This is a genomic window from Streptomyces sp. NPDC088817, assembly GCF_044750345.1.
Lineage (GTDB): Bacteria > Actinomycetota > Actinomycetes > Streptomycetales > Streptomycetaceae > Streptomyces.
This window is the reverse complement of record NZ_JBIVJN010000019.1, coordinates 16573-38007: the sequence shown is the minus strand read 5'-3', so window position 1 is coordinate 38007 and position 21435 is coordinate 16573. Positions and strand designations below refer to the sequence as shown.

Genomic DNA, 21435 nt, shown 5'->3' with positions numbered 1-21435 from the left:
AAGACGATGTGCAGACTACCGAGGGCAGCAACCGGCTGGCGTCATGTCCGGCGGTCTGGCTGGTTATCCACACAAGCGGCCAGCGTGAGGGGGAACACAGGTGCCACAGCATCTCAGCTGTCCGTCAACGTGGCTGGCTGCTCTGTCGCGTCCGACGTGCCGGGCATGGGAAGCCTCGTCCCGGGCCAACTGCGCCCGGTCTTCGGCGGCCCGGGCTCGGTGACCTGCATGTCTCTCAGCTGCACGACCCATACGGCGCCGTACCACCGCGGGTGGCAGGCAGTCGGCGGACGTTGCCGAGATCGGCTGCCTGTTCTCGGAGCCGCGTGATCTCGTCGTGCTGGGCAGCGAGTTGCGAGAGAGCGACGGTCTTGAACTCGGTGAGGTCGGCTACGACGTCGTCCCGCTTGGCGGCTCGAGCCTTGAGCTCGGCGACTTGAGCCTTGAGCCGTTCGATCTGCGCGGCCCGTGGGTCGCCGGTCTCTCCGGCCTGTTGCAGAGCCACAAGGCGCCGCACGAACTCCTCGGCAAGATGCTGGTAGGGGCCGGGCCGGGTGGTGCCGTCCCGGTTCCTCTTTGGGTAGAAGCCGGTCCGAGTGACGTCGGCCTCCAGGGCCAGGCTCTTGAGATCGCACTTGCCGCCCGGCGGGAGTTCCCCGCGCAGAAGACGGTCCATGGCCGCTCGGATGGCGTCCTCGTTGCGCGCGCGGTCGCTGTCGTTGATCCGCCCCATCAGATCTCGTCCTTCCCGGCCGCACCTGCGGAGGCGGCTTGGTCGATCTCGGCGAGAACCCGCTCGGCACGGGCCACGCTCGCTTCCAGCCGGGTCCGCTCAGTCTTCTGCCGACGGCTGAGGCTGCCGATGAACACCTTGGCGGTTTCCCGAGATTCCTCCCACACTGGGCGGTGGCACGGATGGTGCGTGGCCTGGGGGCAGCGGGCAGAGTCACACATGCCGGCAAGCGGCCGGTCGGCATCCGGAGTGCCGGCCAGCCGTAGACACAGGGCCTTGGCCGGATCGATGAACCAGCAGTAGTTCGCCGTCCCCAGGTGGAGGGTGCGGGCCCGAGTCGAGAGCATGGAGACGACCTCCAGGTCGTTGTCGACCAGCTGGGGCGCGAGCTCGGAGAGCTCGTGGAGCCAGCCGTCGACGCTGGTGAAAAGACTGATCAGATCGCGGGCGCCGGGACCGGACGGCATGACCCCGCGCCGATAGTCGCGGTAGACGTTGGCCAGAATGCCGACGTTGCGCTCTTCCTCGAGCTCGTTGATCTCAGCGAGGAACTTCGCCTGAGCGCCGCCCGGTCGCGCCGCGTACCCCTCCGTAGTAACTACAGACAGGTGCTTGAGCTGCAGTTTTGCCGCCAGCAGGCCGCCGGGACGATACGCGATCTCCACGGCGAGGGTGCGCCTGAGCGCCCGTGGCGTCACTGGGCCCTCCGGGATGGGGGCCAGACCCAGCCGCTGGCCTGCCGGCCCGTTCACCCAGGTTCTGAAGTTCTGGTACGTCGTGTCGCAGAAGACCGGATGGAACAGCGAGGTACCGGGCGCCGCGTCCGGGCCAAGGAGCTGCTCGGCCACTTCAATCGCTTCGTAGACCTCCCGGGTCACCACCCACTCGTCCCGGACGCCTCCGAGCGGCTGGCCCTTGATCAGCTTGCCCGTGAGCCGGTAGCGGAACAGGCCCGGAATGATCTCCTGTGGCGGCTGACGGCATCCGACGACCAGTTCACCCAACTCGCAGTGGCGCATTCCGGCGAGTGCAGCCAGCGCCAGGCCGCAGGCCGTGGCCAGGTATCCGACCAGGAACTTCAGCTCAACCGAGAACAGCGGTTCCGTCCAGGCGACGTGTCCCTGCCCGTCGGCTCGCTCCACCTCGGCTGCGTTGCGGCCGTAGGGAGCGCAGACCCCGACGAGGGCAAGGGCCCGCTCCAGGTCGGGACGGAGATCCGGAAGCCAGTCGCCCCGAAACTGCCGGGTCCCGCACTCCCGAGCGAGAGCGCTGAGCGAAACAGCGGCCAGAGGGTCGTTCTCCTCACGCAGTCCGCGAACACGGGCATCCTTCACTGCGGCCGGTGTCATCAGTTCCAGAGGCTCTCCGGTTTCAACGCGGCGCTCCAGATTGCGCAGGAACGCCCCGTGTCCGGGGTGCTTGGTGGCGGTGAGGCCGCGGTCCGCAGCCTGACGCTTCCGCTTGGCCTCGGCTTCGCGCAGGATGTACGGGGCCAGAGTCTGGATCATGTACAGCACGGCGGCGAGCAGGGGCTGCTGGACTTCGGAGGCCAGCGGCTGCACCTTGTTCGCGCCGGCGACTTCGGCCGTCCGGCCGGAGCCCCCAGCGGCACTCGCGCCGTCGAAGGGGCGGAGGTCGTCGCGCAACTTCTGCCCGCTGAACAGCTCCCGGTATTGCGCGAGTCCGATCACCGCGCCCATCGCGACGGCTCTGGTCGACGCGGAGTCGGCGACCACTTCACCGTCGTCGCCGAGCTTCTCGCCCCGGAAGTCCACGTACCTGGTGCAGTGGTAGTTGGTGACCTGCTCCAGATCGGTGATGCCCTGCTCGGTGAGCCACTTGAACCACCGTATGAGTTCGGACAGTTTGCCGTGGCAGGTCGTCAGCGTCTGCACGGTGCGTTCGGCATGGGCGAGGTCGCGGACGGCGTCGTGGCGCGGCGCCATCAGGGCCGCGATGTACTCCTTCGCGGTCAGCCTCCACTCCCTGTTGACGATCGGCGTGAAGTCGAGGGCGCGCTGGTTGGGCCGCAGATAGGCCGGCAGCCCGATCACCTTGTCCAAGGGCCACCGGTCCTCGTCGAAGGAGGGTCCCGTCACGCCCGGCGGCAGGGCGAAGCCGAACAGCGGGCACAGCTCGGCTCCGGTGAAGGGCGAGACGACGCGGCTCGGCCTGTGGTTCGGTGGCGGCATCATGTGGTGCGCTCCTCGGGGTACAGGGGGATCTCGTCGTCGGTGTCGCAGATCACCGTGGCCAGGCGCGCAAGCTCGGCCGGGTCGTAGGAGGTGAGGATCTGCTCGATCCGGTGCGCGTACGGACCGAACACGGCCATGAACTGTGCGGCTGGCATCTGATGCCACTGCCGTGCGAAGAAGGCCTTCATCCGCAGGAGATTGGCGGCGTGCCGGGGCGCGAACAGGGAGAGCGGGCACAGCAGGCACACCCACGGGCGGGCCGGGCACGGCTTGCCCTTCGGACCATGCACTCCCGCGAGCGGGTCCGCGCACGCGGCGACGAACACGTCCCGCTGTCCGCCGACCAGTTCGGCGGTGGCCGCGTCGTCCAGGCCGAGCTGGGCGACGAACTCGGGCAGGTTGTCGGCCAGTTCCGCCAGGTCGTCGTCGCTCAGCACGGTCGGCGGGAGCGCCTTGCGCAGAAGATCGCCCTGGGCCTCCTCCACGATCGCCTCCAGCGCATCCTTCTGTGCGGGGGTTGCGGCCGTGAGGTAGTGGTCGCCCTCGACCCGTGGGCTGTGGTTCGGGTCGATCCGCCCGCGCCCGCTGCCGAACCAGTTCCTGCGGTCCCGGTGGGACTCGAACGAGGTCCGGATGCTGTGCCGGTGGATCCGCAGCGGCTTGCCATCGGTGGCCGTCAGCCCCGCCCGTATCACCCATCGCTGGATGGAGTCATGCAGCGACGCCCCGGTCCGCCAGACCCCGACGCGGGTGTAGTCGTGGCGCAGCCACAGCTCTGCGGCCTCGGTTCGGTCCGCGAAACGGCGCGAGAGGGAGGAATGCTCAAGCCACCGCTCCACCAGCCGCACGGCGCGCGGGGAAAGCGTCAGACTCTCCTCGGCGGTTCGGCCCTTGAGGTAGTTCACCAGCATCGCCGCGTCTCCTGCCCACTCCAGGTCCTCAACACCGAGATCGGCGATGCCGTCGGGGACGATGCCGGTGTACGCGCCGAACAGCAGTTGGTAGGCGATCACCACGGACGGGGAGGGGAACAGCGCCGTGCAGGCACGCTGTGCGTCACCGCCGCGGCCCATCCGGTAGTAGGCCATCGTCGGTGTCCACCCGGCCCGCTGCCCCAGACTGACCGCGTTCTCCGGGCCATGGCGGAGCATCCACCAGCACAGATTCTCGTATGACCAGCCATGCTGATAGGGGTCGCGCCCCTTCTCGGCCGCGGCGCGAGCCTGCCGGAACTGCGACCACGCTTCCTGGATCTCGGCTTGGCACACCTCCTGCAGCCTGCTCCAGACCGTCTCGTCGTACGGCAGCAGCGGCTTGGAGTCCCGCCGGCACCTCTGGTTGTACGCCCGTCCGGTCACCAGTGCGCGGACCTCTGGACGCAGCGCCTGGGTGTCCTGGTCGAACGACGCGAGCATCCGCCGGATCATCGACTCGTGAGCGGCCCCGGTCACCCACAGCTGCTCAACGAGGCCAGGACGGGTGAGCGCCGCAGCGCCGCCGATATGCCCGCGCTTGGCCATCGCCGCGGCGAACAGGCGAGTCGCCCGCACAAACTCCCGGACAGTCGTCTCCGCGTCCACCCGGCCGTGTGGATGAATCAGCCCGATCAACCCGCCTGCCAGGTCGCGCACCAGCTGCGGGTTCTCCTGCTCGGGCAGCTCCACCGTCGCGGTCGTGCCCTTGGTGAACCAGCAGACCAGCCGAGCGGGCTCCTCCATCAGCCGAGCGGCCATCAGTCGAGCACCGCCTCGTCCTCGAACTCATCATCAGCCTCCGCCTCGGCGAACAAGCCGAACTCATGCCCCGCGCGTTCATACGCCTCGCGGTAGATCCGGGTCATGTCCAGACGGCGTAGGTACGCTTCCGTGGTGACGACACTGGTGTGTCCAAGAAGGTCACGCAGCACCATCATCGGGTCCGCCCTACTCAGGTACAGAGCCAGCGCCGCATCCGTGTCGGTCGCGTGAACCATGCGGGCCGCCTCCATGAAGTGGCCGCTGACCAGCCACTCCAACGTCCTGATCGCAAAAGTGTGACGGAGCCGATGCGGAGCCGTGTGAGGGAAGCGGGGCTCGAAACGCTCCCGGATCCGGGTTGACGTCCGCTCGAAGACCGTGGCCCAGGCGGTGAAGGGCGCCCCGTTCGCCTGCACCCCCAGCAGCATCGATCCGCCATCGGGTGCTACCAGGCGCCGCCGCTCGGACGGCGTCAGCGCCGCCCACTTCACCCGGGTGCCGTTCACCCGACCGCCCCGGGCATCGGCCTCGCTCACCACCAGCGGCTCCCCCCACCGGGCCGGCGGCGTCCAGCGCGAACCGGCCGTGGCCAAGGGGCGAACGGTCGCCATGTACCGGTGTAGGCGAGCCAGGCTGCTGTAGGACGTCCACGTCGTGCGGAACTTGCGCCCCTTCGTCACGCCCTCGGGGACAGGGAAGGAGATCGGCAGCGCGGTCGGCTTCGGCGGAAGCGGGGGAACCTCCACGTCCAGCAGGTACGTGAACTCCTGCGACCGCAGCCCCGAGGAAAGCACGAAGTCACCCACCGCGGCGTTACGCGTAAGTGTCCGTCCGCGGTAGGAGGTATCTGGCGATCCATCCGGGCGGAGCCCCCGCCAGGCCCCGGACGAAGATCTCCGCGAAGTCGGACTCGAAGTAGCGGATCGTGACATGGCGCTTCGGAGTACGTCGGCGGGCCTGGTTGACTCGGTGGGTCCGCACCTGGTCCCCGTACATCGAGACGGCTTCCTTGTAGGTGAACGGCACCGCAGACGCGTAACTCTCCTTGTCCGCCCATGAGTAGAAGCGCGACAGGATGCTCATCTGCTGATTCCACGTGCTGGCCGCGAGCCGACGCTTCAGCGGACCGCACGACCTGTCGACCGCATACAGACTCAGCGCGTCCTTCAGCCGGGCACGCTCATCGAAGACGCCGATCCCCAAGGTCGCAAGGAACTCGCACCACTCCCGCAGCGTCCGCCCGTAGAACTCCCAAGAGTTGGGCGCTGGGACACCATCCAGGGGCAGCCACCGCAACCAGGTATTGATCGCGACCGTGTTGCGCACGCCGCGCTCATCCTCGAAGAGAAGGTCGTCATCGACGAGGACCGGCATGCGGTCGGGTATCACGGGTCGGCCGCTGAGCCCCCACGACTTCCAGCCCTTCGAGCTGAAGAAGATCATTTGCATGGCCCGGACGGTACGTGGGGGACAGCAGAGACTGCAAAGCACAAATACAGGTCAGGGCCTCACCCGTTCCGGCTATGAGACATGACCGCTAAGCGGAGACAATGCGTTCGAAGTCGATCACAGCGAGGCTGCCGTCCTGGTCCAGCAGCAGGTTGCGCAGCTGGAAATCCCCGTGTGTCGGCACGCAGTCCAGGAGCGGGACCTCCTCGGCTCGCGCTGCGATGGATCGGATGAACTCCTCGTCCCCTGGTGTCAGATAGGGCCGTGCCGCCTGTAGATGCCTCTCGACCTTCGCGAGGGCCGCCACCCCCTCAGTAGTGGTCACCGGTGCAGGTGAACTGCGGTGGATGGCTGCGGCCAAGGCACCGATCTGGTGGAAGAGGCGTCGTTGTTCCCCGGGCGGGTGCTCGAGATCGTGCAGGGGGCGACCGGGCACCGCGGTGACGATGGCCGCGCGCAACGTGCTGTCGGCGGCCACCAGCGTGGGGGCAGCCGCTCCGAGGTGAGGGACCCAGGTGCGGTACGCCTCCACCTCGCGGCCATGGAATCGGTCGTTCTGGTGGATCTTGAGGTACCAAGTTCCACCTTCCGCTCCGAGGGCCCGCCACACCCGACTGTTTTTGCGGGCCCATGAGGTGTCCGTCCACGTGGCGACGCGTCCCACCGCCTGCTCGGCGAGCCGTCGCGCTTCCTCTGGCGGGAGGCCCGAGTGCGCAGACGCGGCCATGCTCATGCCCATCCCGTCTCGGAGTAGAGGCGGCCGGCGAGAATGCCCTCGATGACCACCCGTGTGTAGGGGACGAGGTCGTCCGGAAGTGCGGTCGGGTCCCAGAACTTCCACTGGGTGCACTTGTCCGGCTCACGTAGTTCCGGCTCGCCGGTCCAGGTTCGCGCACGGAAGAACAGGCCCATGCGGGGCTGGCCCCCGGCACGGTCGACGTGGTGGACGACGTGCACGAGATCAACGTCCTGCGGCCGGATGAGCAGGCCGGCCTCCTCTCGTGCCTCCCTGATCAGGCACGCGACCGCGCTCTCCTGCTCGCAGTGGCCTGCCAGGACGTGCCAGGTGGAGGGTGCGAACGCGGAGTCGGGGTGGCGTAGCCCGAGCAGCACCGTTCCGTCGGGCCGCTCCAGGTAGAGGTGGACGCCGATGACGTTGAGGACCGTGCCGCTCGGTGAAGTCGGTCGGCGCTCCTTCTTTGGTGAGGCCCCGATCCGCAGGGCTGGAGCGGTTGCGCCGGTCGTGCGGTTGGAGGCGTGGCGCCGTACGAGGTCGCTGGTGGTGGGCGCGATGCGCAGGCGGTGGAGGTCGTCGGGGGCGAACCACGCCAGCATGACCCCCTCTGTCAGGTGGAGTTCGCGGGGGTCGCCGTTCCAGCTGCCGGCGTAGATGGCGATGGGTACGGTCGCGCCGGTGTCGTCAGTTGCCTCCTCGACGCCGAACGGGGTGAGGTCGGGGATGCGCAGGCCGGCTTCCTCGTCCAGTTCGCGCCGCACGGTGTGCTCCAGGGTGGCGTCCTGGGGCTCTCGGCCGCCGCCCAGCAGCGACCACATGCCCGGTTCCCAGATCTGGCCGGGGAAGTAGTCGCGCAGGTGGAGCAGGTACTCGCCGCGTTCGTTGTAGATCAGAGCGGAGGCGTTGGCGGCCTCCGGTTCGACGGCGGGCGTGAGCTTGAGCAGCTTCTCGCGCAGAGAGGATGAAGTCACCTTGTCCACCGGCCGCCACTCGATCCCGTCGACCTCCTCTTCCTGCAGCACCACCGGCACCTCTGTCGCCGAGTGCAGGCGGAAGAGGAAGCGGAGGTCGAAGTGTGGGTGGCCCGGTTCACCTTTGCCCGGGTGCTCGTCGATGTCGTGGATGTCGATGTCGAACGGCACGGCCTCGTAGCCCGGCCACGGCGCCACTGCCTGGGGTGGGATCCCGGTCTCCTCGTGCAGCTCCCGCAGGGCCGCCGCGGCCAGGGACTCGTCCTCGGGCTCGGTGTGTCCGCCTGGAGCGAGTACCTTCCCGCTCGCCCGGTGCAGCACGTGCAGGACGCGGCCGAGTTGGTCGACGACGATGGCGCCGCAGGTGACGTGTCCGGAGAAGGTGGAACGACTGGTGATGTCGGTGGACCGGTCGAGTGCTGCCAGGAAGCCGCCGAGTTGCGTTCGCTCGTGCGGGTGACGGGCGAGGTAGGTCTCGACGGTGGTGCGGACGTGGTTGTGCGACAGCGGCATAGGTGTACCTCAGAGGAGCGGAAAACGAAACGAGTCGGGGCGGGGTGGTCGTTCGAGTCAGCTCAGCCGCATCCCCTCCCTGGGGACTTCTTCGATTTCGGTGGGGCGAGCGGTGGGCAGGCCCCAGCGGGCACGTGCTGTTTCAGCGGCGAGTCGGGCTTGCCTCGCGCCTGGCGGGCCCCATCCCAGCAGGGCGGCTGCCTGGGTGGGGGTGACGAGCAGGCGGGCGAAGGGGTGGCCGGTGGCGGGGTCGACGGCCGCCGGCCCGATGGCGGTGACACGGGCGGCCAGGCGGAGCCGGGCGTTGGGTCCCACTCCGCCGTAGACCTCGCCGGTCTCGTCCAGCACCCAGCCCAGTCGCACCGGGTCGGTCAGGGTGAGCTGGGCTTCCTCGGCGGCTTCGCGGTGGAGGGTGTCCTCGGGAGTCGTGTCGGTCTTCTCCACGGTGCCGCCGGGCAGCATCGGCAGGGCGCCCCGGGGGCCGGGGTCGGCAACGAGGACGACGCGGCCGTCGGGAACGAAGCACCATGCCCAGGCTTGCTGCACGGGGAGCCGCTCGGGGACGGTGCCGCGATCGAGAGGGCTGTCCCACAGGGGCCGGTAGCGGACGTGGACGTCATGGCGATCCAGCGCCGGGGCCTCGAGGATGTGCCGGCCATCGGCGAGGTGGGCGGTGGCGGTGCCGCCGAGGCGGGCACGGTAGGCGGCGAGCATGATCTGCCCGTCCACGGGGAGCAGCCGCTGCACGGCGTCCCGGGTCTCGAAGAAGGCGAACTCGGACAGCTCCTCGCGAGGCAGGCGAATCGCCTTCGCCTGGCCGGGGGTGAGAGTTCCGCCGTCGAAGACGTACCGGATCTCTCCGGGGCAGGGCATGCCGGGCCTGATGTCGGGGTGGTTCGACGAGAGGGAGTGGACAGCGAGCACGCCCGACAGGGTCAGGTCCGTCAGGCCCAGTTCCTCGGCGATCTCCCGCCGACAGGTGGCCAACGGATGCTCGCCGGGATCGACGACTCCTCCGGGCAGTAGCCACCGGTCGTCCTCGCGGTAGGTGGGGTGCACCAGCAGGACGCGGCCGACCTGGTCGGTGACGATCGCGGCGGCGCCGAGCCACACCGCGTGCCGGGACGCGGCGTACTGCGCTGCCGACAGGGCGGCACTCGGTGCGACGTGATTCGAAGGGGAGGCGGAAGAGGTCACGGGGCTTTGCCTTTCAGAACGGTGGGCGGGCGTGTGTACGGCGCGGACCGGGGAGTAGTGATCAGGCGGTGCCGCCGCTCATCCGGCGCTGCAATTCCCACCAGGACTGGAAGAGCCCGGGCTCCTGGGTGAGCTGGGCGTAGGTGCCTTCCTGCACGATCCGGCCCTCGTCCAGGACCACGATCCGGTCGGCGACGGCCACGTTGGTGAGCCGGTGCGTGATCAGCAGGATGGCGCGGTCCTTGGCCAGTTCGCGCAGGCCGGCGAAGATCCGGTGCTCGGCGCGGGCGTCGAGGGCGGCCGTGGGTTCATCCATCACCAGCAGCGCCGCCTGCCGGTGGAACGCGCGGGTGAGCACAAGGCGCTGCCACTGCCCGCCGGAGAGCTGCTGCCCGCCGAACCACTCACTGGTCAGCAGGGTGTTGAGGCCCGAGCGCAGGCCCGGCAGCATCTCCGCGGCGCCGGACGCCTCGCAGGCGGCGAGCAGGGCCGCGTCGCTGGTGTCGCCCTGCCCGAAGGTGATGTTGTCGCGCATTGTCAGCGGCAGGTAGGTGAAATTCTGCGGCACCAGCGCGACGTGCTCCCACGACCCCCATGGGTCCAGGTCCGCAGTGGAGGCGTGGTCCCAGGCCACGTCGCCCTCGGTGGGCAGCAGCAGTCCACACAGCAGGCGCGAGAGGGTCGTCTTGCCGGAGCCGTTCTCACCGACCAACGCCACGATCTCCCCGCGCCGCACGTGGAGGGATACTCCGCTCAGGCTGTCCTTCGGGGCGCCGTCGTAGCGGTAGGTGACGTCGCGGACCTCGAAGCGCTCCGGGACTGCGGACAGGGCCGCGGTGCCGCGGGAGTCGGTCATGGCCTGGCCGTGGGCGTTGTCGAGGAAGTTCTGCCAGTCCTGCACGTACCAGCCGGTGCGCACCAGGCGGGCCCCGCCGTTGATGATGCCGCGCACGGAGCCGGTGGCCGTCTGGAGAGCGAAGACGGCGCCGCCTCCGGCTGCCAGGCTCATGCGGCCGGAGGCGAGGAGCCACAGCAGTGCCGCCCACACGGCGGTCGAGGCGACCCCGCCTGCCACAGCGCCGGCCAGTCCCATCCAGGCGCCGGTGTTCGCGGCCTTGCGTTCGGCCGCGTTGACCGAGGCGGCCAGCTTTCGGTACCGGCCGATCAGGAAGGGGCCGGCCAGGCAGGCGCGCATCTCCTCACTGGACTCCTGATAGGCCATGTGCCAGCGCAGCTTGCCCAGCATCCGCCGCCGCCCGGAGGTCTCCAGCCCGGCGAGATAGAGCACGCGTGCGGAGCGCACGTAGGCGGCGGCCTGCGGCAGGCATGCGAGGAAGAGAAGAGGGAGAAGCAGGGGGTGCAGGACGGTCAGGACGGCTGCGCCGGCCGCGAGTGTCGCGGTCGCCGCGAGGACGTCCTGCGCTTCTTCCACCAGGTCGGGGGTGACCTGGGCGCCGCGGTCGGCGATGTCGTAGGCGTCGTTGTAGCCGGGCTTGTTGTTGGCGGCCAGTTCCGCGCCGAGCGCGGCCTCGATCATCGTCAGCTCCGCTGCCCGGCCGAGCACGGGTCGCAGACGGCCGGTCAGCCAGACGACGGTGATGCCCAGCAGCGCGCGCAGGCCGGTCGCGGCGGCGATGACAGCCAGCTGCGGGGCGGCGCCCCACAGCCGCTCGGTGATGTCGCCCGAGGAGATCAGCGCGGTGATCGTGCCCGTGACGGCCAGGAGGCCAAGGGCCGCGAGGACGCCCGTCCCGATCTGGCACACCAGCAGTCCGATGGTCGCGCTGCGGTCCACCCGCCAGGCCATCTGCACCGAGCGCAGTACGAGCGCGGGCAGGCGGCGCGCCATCGTGCGGGAGGTCAGGAGCGATCCGGCATGGAGCCGCGACTCGTCGCGGTAGAGGTATTCCTCCTCTCGAACACTGGCCTCCTCCGGTTCGTTGTCCTGCGAGGTGCCGGGCGGTGGCTGAGGCGGCTGCTCCTGTGTGATGGCCGAGGTCATTGTTCCCCCTGGGACGGTCGCTGCGGCGGAGTCGTGAGGACTAACGACCCAGCAGCGATATCGAACACATGGCATTCGGTCGTGCTTGGAAGCCCGCAATTGCCTGCACGAGGGGGCCCTTCGGGTCCGGGGTCCCCGGTCCGGCTTGGAGCGGCTCCGGGCAGGAGATGGCCGAAACGCCGACAACGCCGCGTGACGAGCTGGCGTTGCGGCAGGTCATCCCGGCCGACACCCGCCATGGCTGCGCGCAGGGTCGGTCCGCAGCAGCCTCCCCAGCTCTGTCTCGGCATGGGCGACCGTGCCCGTCAGAGACGCGCGGTGGTGGGCGGGCAGGGTGCCGGCTCCCAGTTCCGCCGCCGCGATCACCGCGCTGAGAGCGTCTGTCCGGTCGGGGTTGCGGGCGGATACGGCGACAGGATGATGCAGGACTTCGCGTGCGGCGTAGGCGTCGAGTCGGGCGACGTCGACGATGGCGTCGAGCAGCGAGTCGGCGTGCCGTCCGGTGGGGTCCAGTTCCAGGGCCGTAAGGCCCGTCCGGGTCTGGAAGGCGGCGGTCGACGGTTCGGGGTGGGCAAGGAGCAGGGCGGCTTCGCTCAGGGTGCGGTCGAGGTCGGGCTCGGGTACCGGCGTGTTTGCGGGGCGGCAGTGGGTGCGCAGGAGGAGGGCGACGGCGGTCTCCCAAGGCTCCGTGGGCTGGGTGGCGTCGATCATGTCGCGGGCCTGCTGGTCGTGCCCCTGTTCCATCAGGGACATGATCTTGATCTGGCGGCCGTCGAGGAGCCGGTTGCCGATGCCACGGTGCTGGGCCATGGCCTCGGCCGCCTCGGTCCACCGGCCGACGCGCGCGAGGGCGCGGGCGCCGTCCACGAGCAGGGTGACCCACAGCTCCTGACACACCTTGCAGTGATCGCCTTCCGTGCCGGTCAGAGCGGACAGGTCGACAGTGCGGCCGTCTATCTCGGTCTTCTCCCGCTGCCGGGCAGCGCGGTTGAGGCGGACCAACAGGTCGTAGGCGGCCTCGCCTTGGCCGTCGCGGGTCAGCAGCCGGGAGAGGTTGACCAGAGGCATCAGCGACATGACGGCGGTCGGTCCGTTCAGGCGTCCGGCGTTGGCAAAGACCTGGTGCTGTCTCCAGCACAGGTCGGTGGCCAGGTCGGGCAGGCCGACGTCGGAGGCGATCAACGCGGCGTAGTTGAGGACCCCGCAGGTGCGGGCCACCAGATCGTGGTGGCTCGCACCTGCGGGTGCGACGGTCAGCCCGGTGAGGTGGTTGATGCGCTCCTGTAGCGGGAGCGCCGGTGCCTTGGTGCGGCGGACCAGTGGGATGCGGCTGGCTATCGCGGGGATCATCGGCTCAGCCCTTGCGCGCCCAGTCGACGACGAGACGGCTGTAGGGCTTGTCGACGATGAAGCGCGGATCGTCAGCCGTGAGCCGGTCGCGGGAGTCGGCGACGGCCATCCGGAAGCCCGGCTCGGGGGCGTCGTTGCCGCCGCTCGCGTGCCAGGCGCGGATCTCGCTCACGACGTGCTCGGCGAGGTCGGCGCCACCGTAGCCGTGCCCGATGACGCCTACCTCCCAGTACCGGCCCTTCTCGTCCTCGCCCTCGCGGATGGTCAGGTACGCCAGCGCTCCGCCATCGAGCGCGGCCATGGAGCCCCAGCCGAAGTGCGGGGTGAATCCGGGGCGCCGGCCCGGCAGCCGGGACAGGCCGTTGGGCAGCACGCAGGCCAGGTACAGGTACAGCCACTCCCACGCGGAGCCCTGCCGGAACTTCACCCCGGTGTAGATCTTGGTCTGCTTCTGGTCGAGGACGAAACTCAGGGCGTCGCGGTCCACGTCCTGCTCGCTGAAGGTCTCCAGGCGGACGTTGCCCTCGCCGGCCATCGGCACGAGGGTGTAGACGTCGTTGCAGACGCCCTTGCGCAGCGGGATGAAGGTTGCCATCTCGCAGGAAACGGTCTTCCAGGTCTGTCCGTCGCGCTCGAAGGCGAAGGAGCGGGAGATGCTGCCGCGGATGCGCATCGGCAGGACCAGGCGTCCGCCGGGCGCGAGTTGGTCGAGGATCTTCACCGGTACGTCGCCCGCGCCGACGGTGAAGATGATCCGGTCGTACGGGGAGTGCTCGGGCAGGCCGGCCGCGCCGTCGGCCAGCGTCGCGGTGGCGTTGTCGACGCCGGCCTGGGCGAGGTTCTTGCTCGCGCCGGCGACGAGGTCCTGGTCCACGTCGAGGGTCCACACCTGCCCGCCGGGTGAGACGATCTTGCCCAGGAGGGCGGCGTTGTAGCCGGTGGCGGCTCCGGCTTCCAGGACCTTGTGGCCGGGCTGGGCGCCGAGCTGTTCGAGCTGGGTGGCGACGATGGACGGCGCGGAGATGCAGGAGATCATCTCTCCGTGCTCGTCCTGCTTGATCGGGACCGCGTCCTCGTTGTACGCGGCCTCCAGGTCGACGCCGGGCAGGAAGGCGTGGCGGTCGGTGGTGCGGAAGGCGTCGATGGTCGTCTGACTGCGCAGGTGGCCGCTGTCGACGAGGCGTTGGGCGAGGGATTCACGCAGGTCGGCGGGGTCGGATACGGGTGTCACAGGGGTCTCCATTCGAGGGAGGCTAGGGTCCGCGGAAGCGGACTTGCGGGTAGACACGTCATCTCCCTCTCCGGTGGAGAAGGCGACGTGACGGCCGAGCCACGCGGTGGCGGCCTGCGCTTCGGCAGGCACGCCGGCGCGGTTGAACGCGAAGATCGCGTGATGGGCGAGCACGGCCCGCAGGCCACGTATCAGACGCCCATCGGCCGCGAGGCGGCGCAGACGTCGGCCGGCGTCCTCGAACGCGGCGACGCGCTCGGCCCAGCCAGCCTCGGCGTCCGGCCGACGGGCCGCGTCCGCGTTCATCAGGCGCCGCATCGACGAGACGGACCGCTCCAGCGCGGGGCCGTCGGGCGGGGTGACCGGGGGACGCAGGGCGGCGAGGCGGGCCCAGACGTCCCCGGCTTCGAACGGGTCCAGTCCGGCTTCGCGGATCATGGCGGACAGCAGCATCACACTGCGCTCGCGTGTGCCGGGGTTGCCGGTCTCGGCCAGCGCGGCGCGGCTGTCGGCGCAGAACACGTCGTGCGCGACGTCCATGCCCTCGAGCCCGCCGAAGGCTTCGGTCTCCGCTTCGTAGATCCCGCCGACCCAACCGGTGATGACCTTCTCGGCGACGAGCCGGTTCAGCAGGGCGGCGGCGGGGCGTTCGGTGCGCAGTCGCACGCCGGCGTCCTTGCGTAGGAAGTGGAAGCGCCCGTCGCCCAGCGCGCTCGCCAGAGTGCGGGCGGCCTCGGCGTCCGATCCGTGGTCGGGGAAGGACACGGAGGCGTGCCACCAGGTCGTGCTTCGGGTCATCGGCAGATGCTCGTCGTCGAAGGTCATGCGGGATAGCTCCTTGCGAGGTCGGGGCCGGCGGGTCAGGTGAGCAGGAGGGCGCGGGTCCAGCCGGTGGTGTCGGTGCCGTCGAGGGCGAGCTGGGCACCGGCCCGGCCCTCCATGAAGCCGGGCTTTGGCAGTCGCTCCCAGTCCGCGGCCAGGCGCCGGTGCAGGTCCTGGATCACCGGGGCGAAGCGTTCGGGGGTGGGACTGTCGGCGGCGACGGCCCGGGTCAGGGCCAGCAGGCCGGCCCAGCCGTGGCACAGGGTCGAGTCGGTGATTCGGGCGAGCTGGAGCGGGTTGGTCAGGATCCGCTCGACGGTGTCCTCGGCCGTCTGGCGCCGAGGGCGGTCGCCGAGGGCGAGCGCGGCGAGTTGCTGTGCGCGGGCGATGCCGGGCTGTCCATAGCACCAGGACTGCCGGGCTGGTTGTCGCTCGGGCGGCCGGGCGGTGTCCAGGTCCGCCAGGATGGTCCAGTATCGGGTGCCATGCTGGTCGAGCCAGCTGGCGAAGGTGCCGACCGCCTCCACCTGTCCGGGGACGCGGACGCCGGCCCGCAGGGCGAGGGAGAGCACTGCCAGAGGTCCCGCGATGCCGTGGGCCATGCCGTTGTTGCCGTGCCCGCCGGGCATCTCCTCCCCGCCGGGCCCGACGGGCGACCACCACCCCGGCGTGTCCCAACCTTGGTACCGGGCCGGGTGGGAGAGCGCGACGAGGTGGGCGAGCACGTCTGTCAGCCGGGTCGCGTGCGTGCCGCGGGTCAGCAGTAGCGCGGCGAGTCCCGTGAGTCCTCGGATGAGGTCCCATTCCGCGAGGCGGGGCCGCGCGCCGGACGCCTGCCGTCGACGGGCCGCTGCCAGGCGGGCGTCCACCACGCGGTCGACGGCTACGGCGACGTCGCCGCCGGCTCCTTGGGCCCGGGTCAGGACGAACTCCAGCGCGGGGGCGCCGTGGAACAGGCTGGCGTTGCTTCCGGTGCTCACGCCCTGGGCGACGGCCTGGGCGAGATGGCGGCGGGCGGTGGAGAGGTCACCGCGCTCGATGTCGAGCAGCGCCATCCCCAGGGCCCCCTCGGACAGGTCCTGCTTGCGGGGAGCGGTCGTGGTGGTCATGGGCGGGCCGCCAGGGGAAGGACGAGGCTGTGGGCCCGGCCGTCGATCCACCCGTCCGCGCCTGGTGGGGGTGCGTCGTGCAGGGTCGCGATGCCGAAGGGGCTGGCGTCCAGGTGGGCGCGCAGCAGATCCAGGTCGACGTCCCGGGTGAGGTTGAGGGGGAGCTGCTGGTCGTCCTCAGCGAGCAGCACTCGCTCCGGCACCCGCAACCGGACCCGCTGGGCGTGGAGTTGGCTCGCCCACTCCTGAAGTGTCGCGGTGCGGGCGGGCAGTGCGCCGCTGCGGATCTTCCATCGGGCGGCGGTGAGGATGGTGCGCCGGTAGGTGAGTGCTGGGGTGAAGGGCAGGGTCCAGGCGGCGCCCCAGTCGAACCAGGTGACCTGCGGTGCGTTGGCACGGCTGATCTCGCCGAGAAATCGGGCCATCGGCGGGGTGTAGTTGTTCCACAGGAAGTTGATCGCGGTCGGCGCGAGCAGTTCCAGGCGCGTGCCCGTGGTGATCTCTACCAGCTGGGGGCGGCCATCCGTGACGGCGACCGCGAGGTCACGGGGAAAGAGGACGTGTCCGCCGGGGTGGCGGAACTCCCCGACGCTGACGATGCGGTGCAGCGCCCGCGGCGCGCGGGTGAGCAGGTCGGCCGGTACCCGGCCGGCGTGGAAGGACAGCTGTACCAGCTCCGCCCCGGCGTCGACGGTGGGCAAGTGCGCGTACGTCGTCTCGGTGCCGGGGAAGAGGTGCCAGAACCGTCCGGTCATCGACCCGGCCGACCGGGAGACGGTCAGCACCCGCAGCCGGAAGTCGCCGCGGTTCAGGGCCTGGACGGAGGCTGCGTGGACCTGGGCGGCCAGTTCGAGGTGGGGGGCCGGGCGGCGGGGCTTCTCTCCCACCGCTGCTTCCAGTTCCTCGATCACCGCGCTGGTCAGGGCCACCGTGCGGGTGCCCTCGGCGGCGGCGGTACCGCCCAGCTCCAGCAGCAGGCGGTCGCGCCGGGTCATCGGGCGGGGCGGTTCGCTCGCGGTGACGAAGCCATCGGGGAAGCCGACGCCCCGCCCCGGGTCAGTGGCCATCTCCACCGGCACGGCGACGTCTTCGCCGAACCGCTCGGTGAACTGCTCGATCCACCGGCGCCACGTCGGTGTCCCGTTCGGGTGGGTGGCGAGGCGGGCCAGAACGGTCGCTGCCGTCCCCGCCTCGGTCAGGACCTCCTGCGGCAGCCGCACCTCGGCGTCCAGCCGCAGGTCGCATACCGCCCGCAGGCCACGTGCCTGTGTGCGAGCGGCGGGCGGTAAGGCGTCCGTGGGGTCGACAACGGTGGCGGGAGCACGCAGCGACGAGCGCAGCAACCGCACCCGCAGCAGTTCGCCCAACAACCTGTCGCGCGCCACGTCGCTCACGGCGGGAAATTCGGCGGTGAGCTTGTCAGCCAAGTGGGAGTAGCGGATCGGTGACCGGGCCAGGTCGAGTACAAGCCTCAGCGCCGGACTCAGCGCGAGACGGAACTCGGCGTCCCCTTCGGACGGCACGAAGATGTGTCCGTCACGTTGGCGCACGAGGGTGTTGACACACACCTGCGCGCTGGCCATCCGCGTGCTGTCGCTCTCCCAGGCGCTGATCGTCTCGTCGAGAGCCACCGGGTCGGGGCGGATGACGGCCTGGTGGTGTTCCCCGAAGCGGACCGAGGCCGTATCCCCGAAGTCGAGGGTCACGACGCCGGCGAACAGGCCGTAGGGGGTGGAGCGGTGTGCGTACCGGATCGCGTAGCGGGCCGTGGCCAGAGCAGCCCGGCGAATCCGGCGCGGCTTCGGCGTGCGGCCGTCGATGATGGCCTGCACCTGTCCGGCGAGGTCGGGGCTGGCGTCGGTCACCGTCTGCCGGAAGGCGTTGTCGGACCATACGTCGCTCAGCCACGCACGCCACTGTTCGACCGGCGCTGTGCGATCCGGCCAGGGCGGCATGGCGGGCTCGGCGAGATGCACAGTGGCGCGCAGCATCGCCTGCCCCGCGCCCTGGTACAGGCTGGGTCGTACGCGTGTCATCACCGCTCTCCCTTCTTCCTTCGTGACGGGGCGGGGTGCGGGCCGGACGGGAGCCCCGTCCGGCCCGCACTGCCGGGTTGGCCCGGCTTACGAGGTGGTGCAGGCGCTGGGGCAGGAGCTGCCGCAGGTGTCGCCGGTGCTGCACATCAGGACCGTCTCGGTCGCCGGCGTGCCCTCGATGAAGGTGATGTCGAGGCCGAACGGGTCGGTCGACTCGGTGCTGGCGAGGGCCGGCTGCGCGGGGGCGGTCGGCCTCTCGGTATGGATGGCGGTCATGCATGCCTCCTGGTGGCGATAGGTGGTGCGGGTTCCGAGGCTCGGACGAGCCCCGGCGTCTGGTTCCAGACGGTCGGACGGATCGTCTGGGGGCGGTGGGGAGCGAGGCGTTCGGCGGGCGGCTCACGCCGCACCCGCCAGGGCTGCGAGCAGGACGGTGTCGCTGTCCGGGGAGTGTGCCCCCGGCGTGGCGAGCCGCTCGCGCAGGGCGCTCAGTGCCGTATCGGCGGAGGGGAGTCCGGTGCCTTCCCGGCGCGCGGTAAGCGAAGCCGGGTCCCGGATGGGGCAGGCGCGCAATCCGTCGCGGTCGAGGCGGTACTGGGTGCCGAACTCCTGCGGCTGCCCGCTGTTGATCAAGGACCGGTCGTAGAGATGGGCCCAGTGCTTCAGTGGCGCGTCGCCCTGCTGGGCAGCGCGGTGCAGCAGGCGTGCGGCAGCGCGCTGGAAGCCGGGCTGGTCATCGGCGTGGAGGGCGATCTGCCACGCGGCGCGGGCGGCGTCGGCTCCGACGAGGCGATGGCCGGGCCAGTTCTCCTCAGCCAGGATGCGGCTCAACCGCTTGGCGTTGGCGTGGTCGGTATGGCGGCCTCGGCCCAGGTGGACGGCGTCGAGCCGGTTGCGGGCCTGTCGCGACCAGCGTGGCGCTGACTGGTCGGCGAGGGCGATCAGTTCGCGGGCGAGGTCCGGCCGCAACGGTTGGGCGGCCGTCATGAGCTGCTCCGGCTATTGGTGGTGGGCTGGGGCTCCCTGACCGAGCAGCCGATGAGGGCAGTGAGTCCGGGACGAAGATCCGCGGCGAGTTCGAGCCGGGCAACCCGCTCGCCGTCCTGTCCGGCTCCCGAGCCGCGCAGGGCCCAGCCCATGTCCCGCAGGCGATGCAGGAAGCTGGCGATCGGGTCGGCGCTGAGGTCGTGGCGGGCGAGAGCCTCGGCCCGCACGTGCGGCAGGCCCAGGCGGGCGGAGTAGTCGGACGCCCAGAGGGTCACCAGGCGGATCGCGTCGTCGGAGCGCCCGGGAAGGGTGTGCACGTGGCCGAGGAAGAGGCAGGGGCCGGAGCCGTCAGCGCCCCAGCCGAGGTCCGGCTCGCGCTGCAGGATCATGCAGGCGATCAGGACGTCGTCCTCGAAAAGGCCGGCCAACTCCGTCTGCGCGTCGCGGAAGAGGGCCGGGACGTCCGTGCGGGCGGGCATGGGAAGTCCGCGAAGGGTGAGCCAGCGCTGGCGTTCCTCGGCGAGCGCGGCGGCCTCGGTCCGCTCGGCCTCGGTGCCCAGCGAGCGCATCTGGTAGGCCGAGGGGATCGAGTGCGGGGGCCAGGCCACGGGCGTGTTCGCGGGGTTCACAGGCGTGCTCCGCTCGGCACCGCTTCGGACTGGCTGGGACTCAGTAGTTGCCACGCGTGGGCGCGGGTGACCAGCTGGATGGCGTCCGCAGCACCTGCGTCCGCGAGTAACTGGTCGAGCGAGGCGCGAAGGCCCGCGGGGGCGATCTTCGCTGCCCGTGCGATGTCGAGCGGTCGGCTGTACTCGGTGACGGCTCGCAGAAGGACCAGCTGCGCGTCACTGAGTGCGGGCGCGGGCATGTCCGGTGAGGGGGCGGCAGCTTCCCCTGATGCGATCAAGCGGTGGGCGACGACCGCCAGGGTGCATCGTTCGGGGCAGCGCAGCTTCTCCCGCACGACGCGCAGGTAGGAGTGCGTCGTGTTCGGGGAGAGCTGCGTGGCGGCGGCAATCTCACGTGCTGACAAGCCGAGCACGACGTGCTGGGCAACGCGCCGTTCGGCCGGAGTGAGCGGCGTCGTCGGGAGGGGGGCGGTCATGGTGGTCTTCCTCGTCGGTTTCGGTCAGCGGCTCGGCGTGGGGCGCAGGCGCACGGAGACGGTGGTGTGTCCGTTGCTGATCAGGCTCGGCAGCATTTCCAACCTGGCTTTTTCCGTAGCGAGTTGGATGTCGGGGAAACGCTCGAAGAGCAGGCGCAGCGCGGTGGCGACTTCGAGGCGGGCGAGCGGGGCGCCGAGGCAGAAGTGGACGCCGTGCCCGAAGGCGAGGTGCTCCTTGCTGGTGCGGGTGGCGTCGAAGCGGTCGGCGTCCTCGTGCCAGTCGGGGTGGCGGTTGGCGGCGGCGTAGGAGGCGAGCAGCGCTTCGCCGGCCTTGATCGTCTGACCGTCGGGGAGGGGGATGTCGATGCGGGCGTAGCGCAGGGGGAGGTGCTTGACCGCGGGCTGGTGGCGCAGGGTCTCCTCGACGATGTCCTGCCAGGTGCACCGTCCGTCTCGGACGTGGGCGAGCTGCTGGGGATCGGTCAGGAGGGCGGTGATGGCCTGGTCGATGACGTTGACGGTGGTCTCGTACCCGGCGCTGATCATCAGCAGGAGCGTGTCGCGCAGCTCGGCGTGGCTGAGGGCGGAACCGTCGCCCTCGTCGTCGCTGGTGGCGATCAGCAGCGAGGTCATGTCCTCGCCGGGCTCGGTGCGCTTGGTCTCGATCAGGGCGTCCAGCAGGGCGTAGAGGGCGGCGGTGTTCGCGGCTTGTTCCTCGGCGGTGAGGTGGGTGGCGAACACGTTGTCCACCACGGTGCGGAACTCGGTGCGCCGGTCGGCGGGGACGCCCATGAGCTTGCCGATGACGGCGATCGGCAGCGGGTAGGCCAGGTGCTCGCGCAGGTCGACCGTCTCACCGGCCGGGAAGGTGTCGAGGTCGTCGAGGATGCCGGTCACGAGGGCCTCGATGTCCGGCTGGAGGGCGGCGGTGCGGCGGGCCGAGAGGGCGGGGGCGACCATGCGGCGCAGGCGGCTGTGGTTGGCGCCGTAGGCGGTGAACATGTTCTCCACCGCGACCCACAGGGCCAGCGGCCAGGTGGGTACGGTCTCGGCGAAGGCCGGCCAGTGGGCGCGGCCGTCCTTGGAGACGTCCTTGCTGGTCAACAGCTGTTTGAGGAGGGCGGGGTCGGAGACGGACCAGGCGCGCACGCCGAGGATGTCCACCAGGGTCGCCGGGCCGCGCTCGCGCAGGGCCCGGTGTTCGGTGTCCGGATCGGTGGCGGTGGGGTCGAGGACGAGTATCTGCTGTTCGGGCATGGTGGG

18 protein-coding genes are annotated in these 21435 nt (G+C 70.4%); all 18 read right to left on the bottom strand.

Annotated features, from left to right (window positions below; genetic code table 11):
• Window positions 1–235: 235 nt before the first annotated feature.
• The 18 genes from ACIP4X_RS29465 to ACIP4X_RS29380 all read right to left on the bottom strand — a co-directional run bounded on the left by ACIP4X_RS29465 (window position 236) and on the right by ACIP4X_RS29380 (window position 21429).
• A complete protein-coding gene (locus ACIP4X_RS29465) occupies window positions 236–733 on the bottom strand; it encodes a hypothetical protein (protein WP_391455046.1) in 498 nt (165 codons plus the stop codon).
• Entirely contained in the window at window positions 733–2928 is a 2196-nt protein-coding gene (locus tag ACIP4X_RS29460) for a site-specific integrase (RefSeq protein WP_401351355.1), read from the bottom strand. The genes ACIP4X_RS29465 and ACIP4X_RS29460 overlap by 1 nt, the downstream gene beginning before the upstream one ends.
• A complete protein-coding gene (locus ACIP4X_RS29455; protein ID WP_391455044.1) occupies window positions 2925–4661 on the bottom strand; it encodes a hypothetical protein in 1737 nt (578 codons plus the stop codon). The genes ACIP4X_RS29460 and ACIP4X_RS29455 overlap by 4 nt, the downstream gene beginning before the upstream one ends.
• Window positions 4661–5470 (bottom strand): hypothetical protein, encoded by an 810-nt coding sequence (locus ACIP4X_RS29450; RefSeq protein ID WP_391455043.1) that lies wholly within the window; start codon window positions 5468–5470, stop codon window positions 4661–4663. Before ACIP4X_RS29450 ends, ACIP4X_RS29455 begins: the two co-directional genes overlap by 1 nt.
• Before the next feature lie 7 nt (window positions 5471–5477).
• Entirely contained in the window at window positions 5478–6113 is a 636-nt protein-coding gene (locus tag ACIP4X_RS29445) for a site-specific integrase (RefSeq protein WP_391455042.1), read from the bottom strand.
• Window positions 6114–6201: 88 nt separating this feature from the next.
• Complete coding sequence (locus ACIP4X_RS29440) at window positions 6202–6846, bottom strand: phosphotransferase (protein ID WP_391455041.1); 645 nt, start codon at window positions 6844–6846, stop codon at window positions 6202–6204.
• Window positions 6843–8333, bottom strand: a complete 1491-nt coding sequence (locus tag ACIP4X_RS29435; protein ID WP_391455040.1) for an NUDIX domain-containing protein — start codon at window positions 8331–8333, stop codon at window positions 6843–6845. The genes ACIP4X_RS29440 and ACIP4X_RS29435 overlap by 4 nt, the downstream gene beginning before the upstream one ends.
• A gap of 57 nt (window positions 8334–8390) precedes the next feature.
• A complete protein-coding gene (locus tag ACIP4X_RS29430; protein WP_391455039.1) occupies window positions 8391–9530 on the bottom strand; it encodes an NUDIX domain-containing protein in 1140 nt (379 codons plus the stop codon).
• Window positions 9531–9591: 61 nt separating this feature from the next.
• Window positions 9592–11532, bottom strand: a complete 1941-nt coding sequence (locus tag ACIP4X_RS29425; protein ID WP_391455038.1) for an ATP-binding cassette domain-containing protein — start codon at window positions 11530–11532, stop codon at window positions 9592–9594.
• A 216-nt stretch (window positions 11533–11748) separates the two neighbouring features.
• Complete coding sequence (locus ACIP4X_RS29420; RefSeq protein WP_391455037.1) at window positions 11749–12882, bottom strand: hypothetical protein; 1134 nt, start codon at window positions 12880–12882, stop codon at window positions 11749–11751.
• Window positions 12883–12886: 4 nt separating this feature from the next.
• On the bottom strand, window positions 12887–14938 hold the full coding sequence (fxlM, locus tag ACIP4X_RS29415; protein WP_391455036.1) for a methyltransferase, FxLD system: 2052 nt from the start codon (window positions 14936–14938) through the stop codon (window positions 12887–12889).
• A gap of 35 nt (window positions 14939–14973) precedes the next feature.
• Window positions 14974–16044: a lanthionine synthetase LanC family protein gene (locus tag ACIP4X_RS29410; protein WP_391455035.1), complete on the bottom strand. Its 1071-nt coding sequence runs from the start codon at window positions 16042–16044 to the stop codon at window positions 14974–14976.
• Window positions 16041–18080 carry a lantibiotic dehydratase gene (locus ACIP4X_RS29405; RefSeq protein ID WP_391455034.1) on the bottom strand — a complete coding sequence of 680 codons (2040 nt, stop codon included), beginning with the start codon at window positions 18078–18080 and terminating at the stop codon, window positions 16041–16043. The genes ACIP4X_RS29410 and ACIP4X_RS29405 overlap by 4 nt, the downstream gene beginning before the upstream one ends.
• An 87-nt stretch (window positions 18081–18167) precedes the next feature.
• The gene (gene fxlA, locus ACIP4X_RS29400; RefSeq protein WP_388475933.1) at window positions 18168–18356 is read right to left on the bottom strand and encodes an FxLD family lanthipeptide; all 189 of its coding nucleotides are present in this window, start codon (window positions 18354–18356) and stop codon (window positions 18168–18170) included.
• Window positions 18357–18479: 123 nt separating this feature from the next.
• The gene (locus ACIP4X_RS29395) at window positions 18480–19067 is read right to left on the bottom strand and encodes a DUF6624 domain-containing protein (RefSeq protein ID WP_391455033.1); all 588 of its coding nucleotides are present in this window, start codon (window positions 19065–19067) and stop codon (window positions 18480–18482) included.
• Entirely contained in the window at window positions 19064–19696 is a 633-nt protein-coding gene (locus ACIP4X_RS29390) for a hypothetical protein (protein WP_391455032.1), read from the bottom strand. The genes ACIP4X_RS29395 and ACIP4X_RS29390 overlap by 4 nt, the downstream gene beginning before the upstream one ends.
• Window positions 19693–20172, bottom strand: coding sequence for a LuxR C-terminal-related transcriptional regulator (locus ACIP4X_RS29385; RefSeq protein ID WP_391455031.1), 480 nt, complete (start codon window positions 20170–20172; stop codon window positions 19693–19695). Before ACIP4X_RS29385 ends, ACIP4X_RS29390 begins: the two co-directional genes overlap by 4 nt.
• Before the next feature lie 24 nt (window positions 20173–20196).
• Entirely contained in the window at window positions 20197–21429 is a 1233-nt protein-coding gene (locus ACIP4X_RS29380) for a cytochrome P450 (protein ID WP_391455030.1), read from the bottom strand.
• Window positions 21430–21435: the final 6 nt, after the last annotated feature.

Bases quoted from the DNA above. Each gene is read 5' to 3' on its own strand.
- fxlA (WP_388475933.1), bottom strand. From the start codon at position 18,356: ATGACCGCCATCCATACCGAGAGGCCGACCGCCCCCGCGCAGCCGGCC.
- ACIP4X_RS29465 (WP_391455046.1), bottom strand. From the start codon at position 733: ATGGGGCGGATCAACGACAGCGACCGCGCGCGCAACGAGGACGCCATC.
- ACIP4X_RS29410 (WP_391455035.1), bottom strand. From the start codon at position 16,044: ATGACCACCACGACCGCTCCCCGCAAGCAGGACCTGTCCGAGGGGGCC.
- ACIP4X_RS29435 (WP_391455040.1), bottom strand. From the start codon at position 8,333: ATGCCGCTGTCGCACAACCACGTCCGCACCACCGTCGAGACCTACCTC.
- ACIP4X_RS29460 (WP_401351355.1), bottom strand. From the start codon at position 2,928: ATGATGCCGCCACCGAACCACAGGCCGAGCCGCGTCGTCTCGCCCTTC.
- ACIP4X_RS29405 (WP_391455034.1), bottom strand. From the start codon at position 18,080: ATGACACGCGTACGACCCAGCCTGTACCAGGGCGCGGGGCAGGCGATG.
- ACIP4X_RS29395 (WP_391455033.1), bottom strand. From the start codon at position 19,067: ATGACGGCCGCCCAACCGTTGCGGCCGGACCTCGCCCGCGAACTGATC.
- ACIP4X_RS29380 (WP_391455030.1), bottom strand. From the start codon at position 21,429: ATGCCCGAACAGCAGATACTCGTCCTCGACCCCACCGCCACCGATCCG.
- ACIP4X_RS29455 (WP_391455044.1), bottom strand. From the start codon at position 4,661: ATGGCCGCTCGGCTGATGGAGGAGCCCGCTCGGCTGGTCTGCTGGTTC.
- ACIP4X_RS29385 (WP_391455031.1), bottom strand. From the start codon at position 20,172: ATGACCGCCCCCCTCCCGACGACGCCGCTCACTCCGGCCGAACGGCGC.
- ACIP4X_RS29445 (WP_391455042.1), bottom strand. From the start codon at position 6,113: ATGCAAATGATCTTCTTCAGCTCGAAGGGCTGGAAGTCGTGGGGGCTC.
- ACIP4X_RS29440 (WP_391455041.1), bottom strand. From the start codon at position 6,846: ATGAGCATGGCCGCGTCTGCGCACTCGGGCCTCCCGCCAGAGGAAGCG.
- ACIP4X_RS29425 (WP_391455038.1), bottom strand. From the start codon at position 11,532: ATGACCTCGGCCATCACACAGGAGCAGCCGCCTCAGCCACCGCCCGGC.
- fxlM (WP_391455036.1), bottom strand. From the start codon at position 14,938: ATGACCTTCGACGACGAGCATCTGCCGATGACCCGAAGCACGACCTGG.
- ACIP4X_RS29420 (WP_391455037.1), bottom strand. From the start codon at position 12,882: ATGATCCCCGCGATAGCCAGCCGCATCCCACTGGTCCGCCGCACCAAG.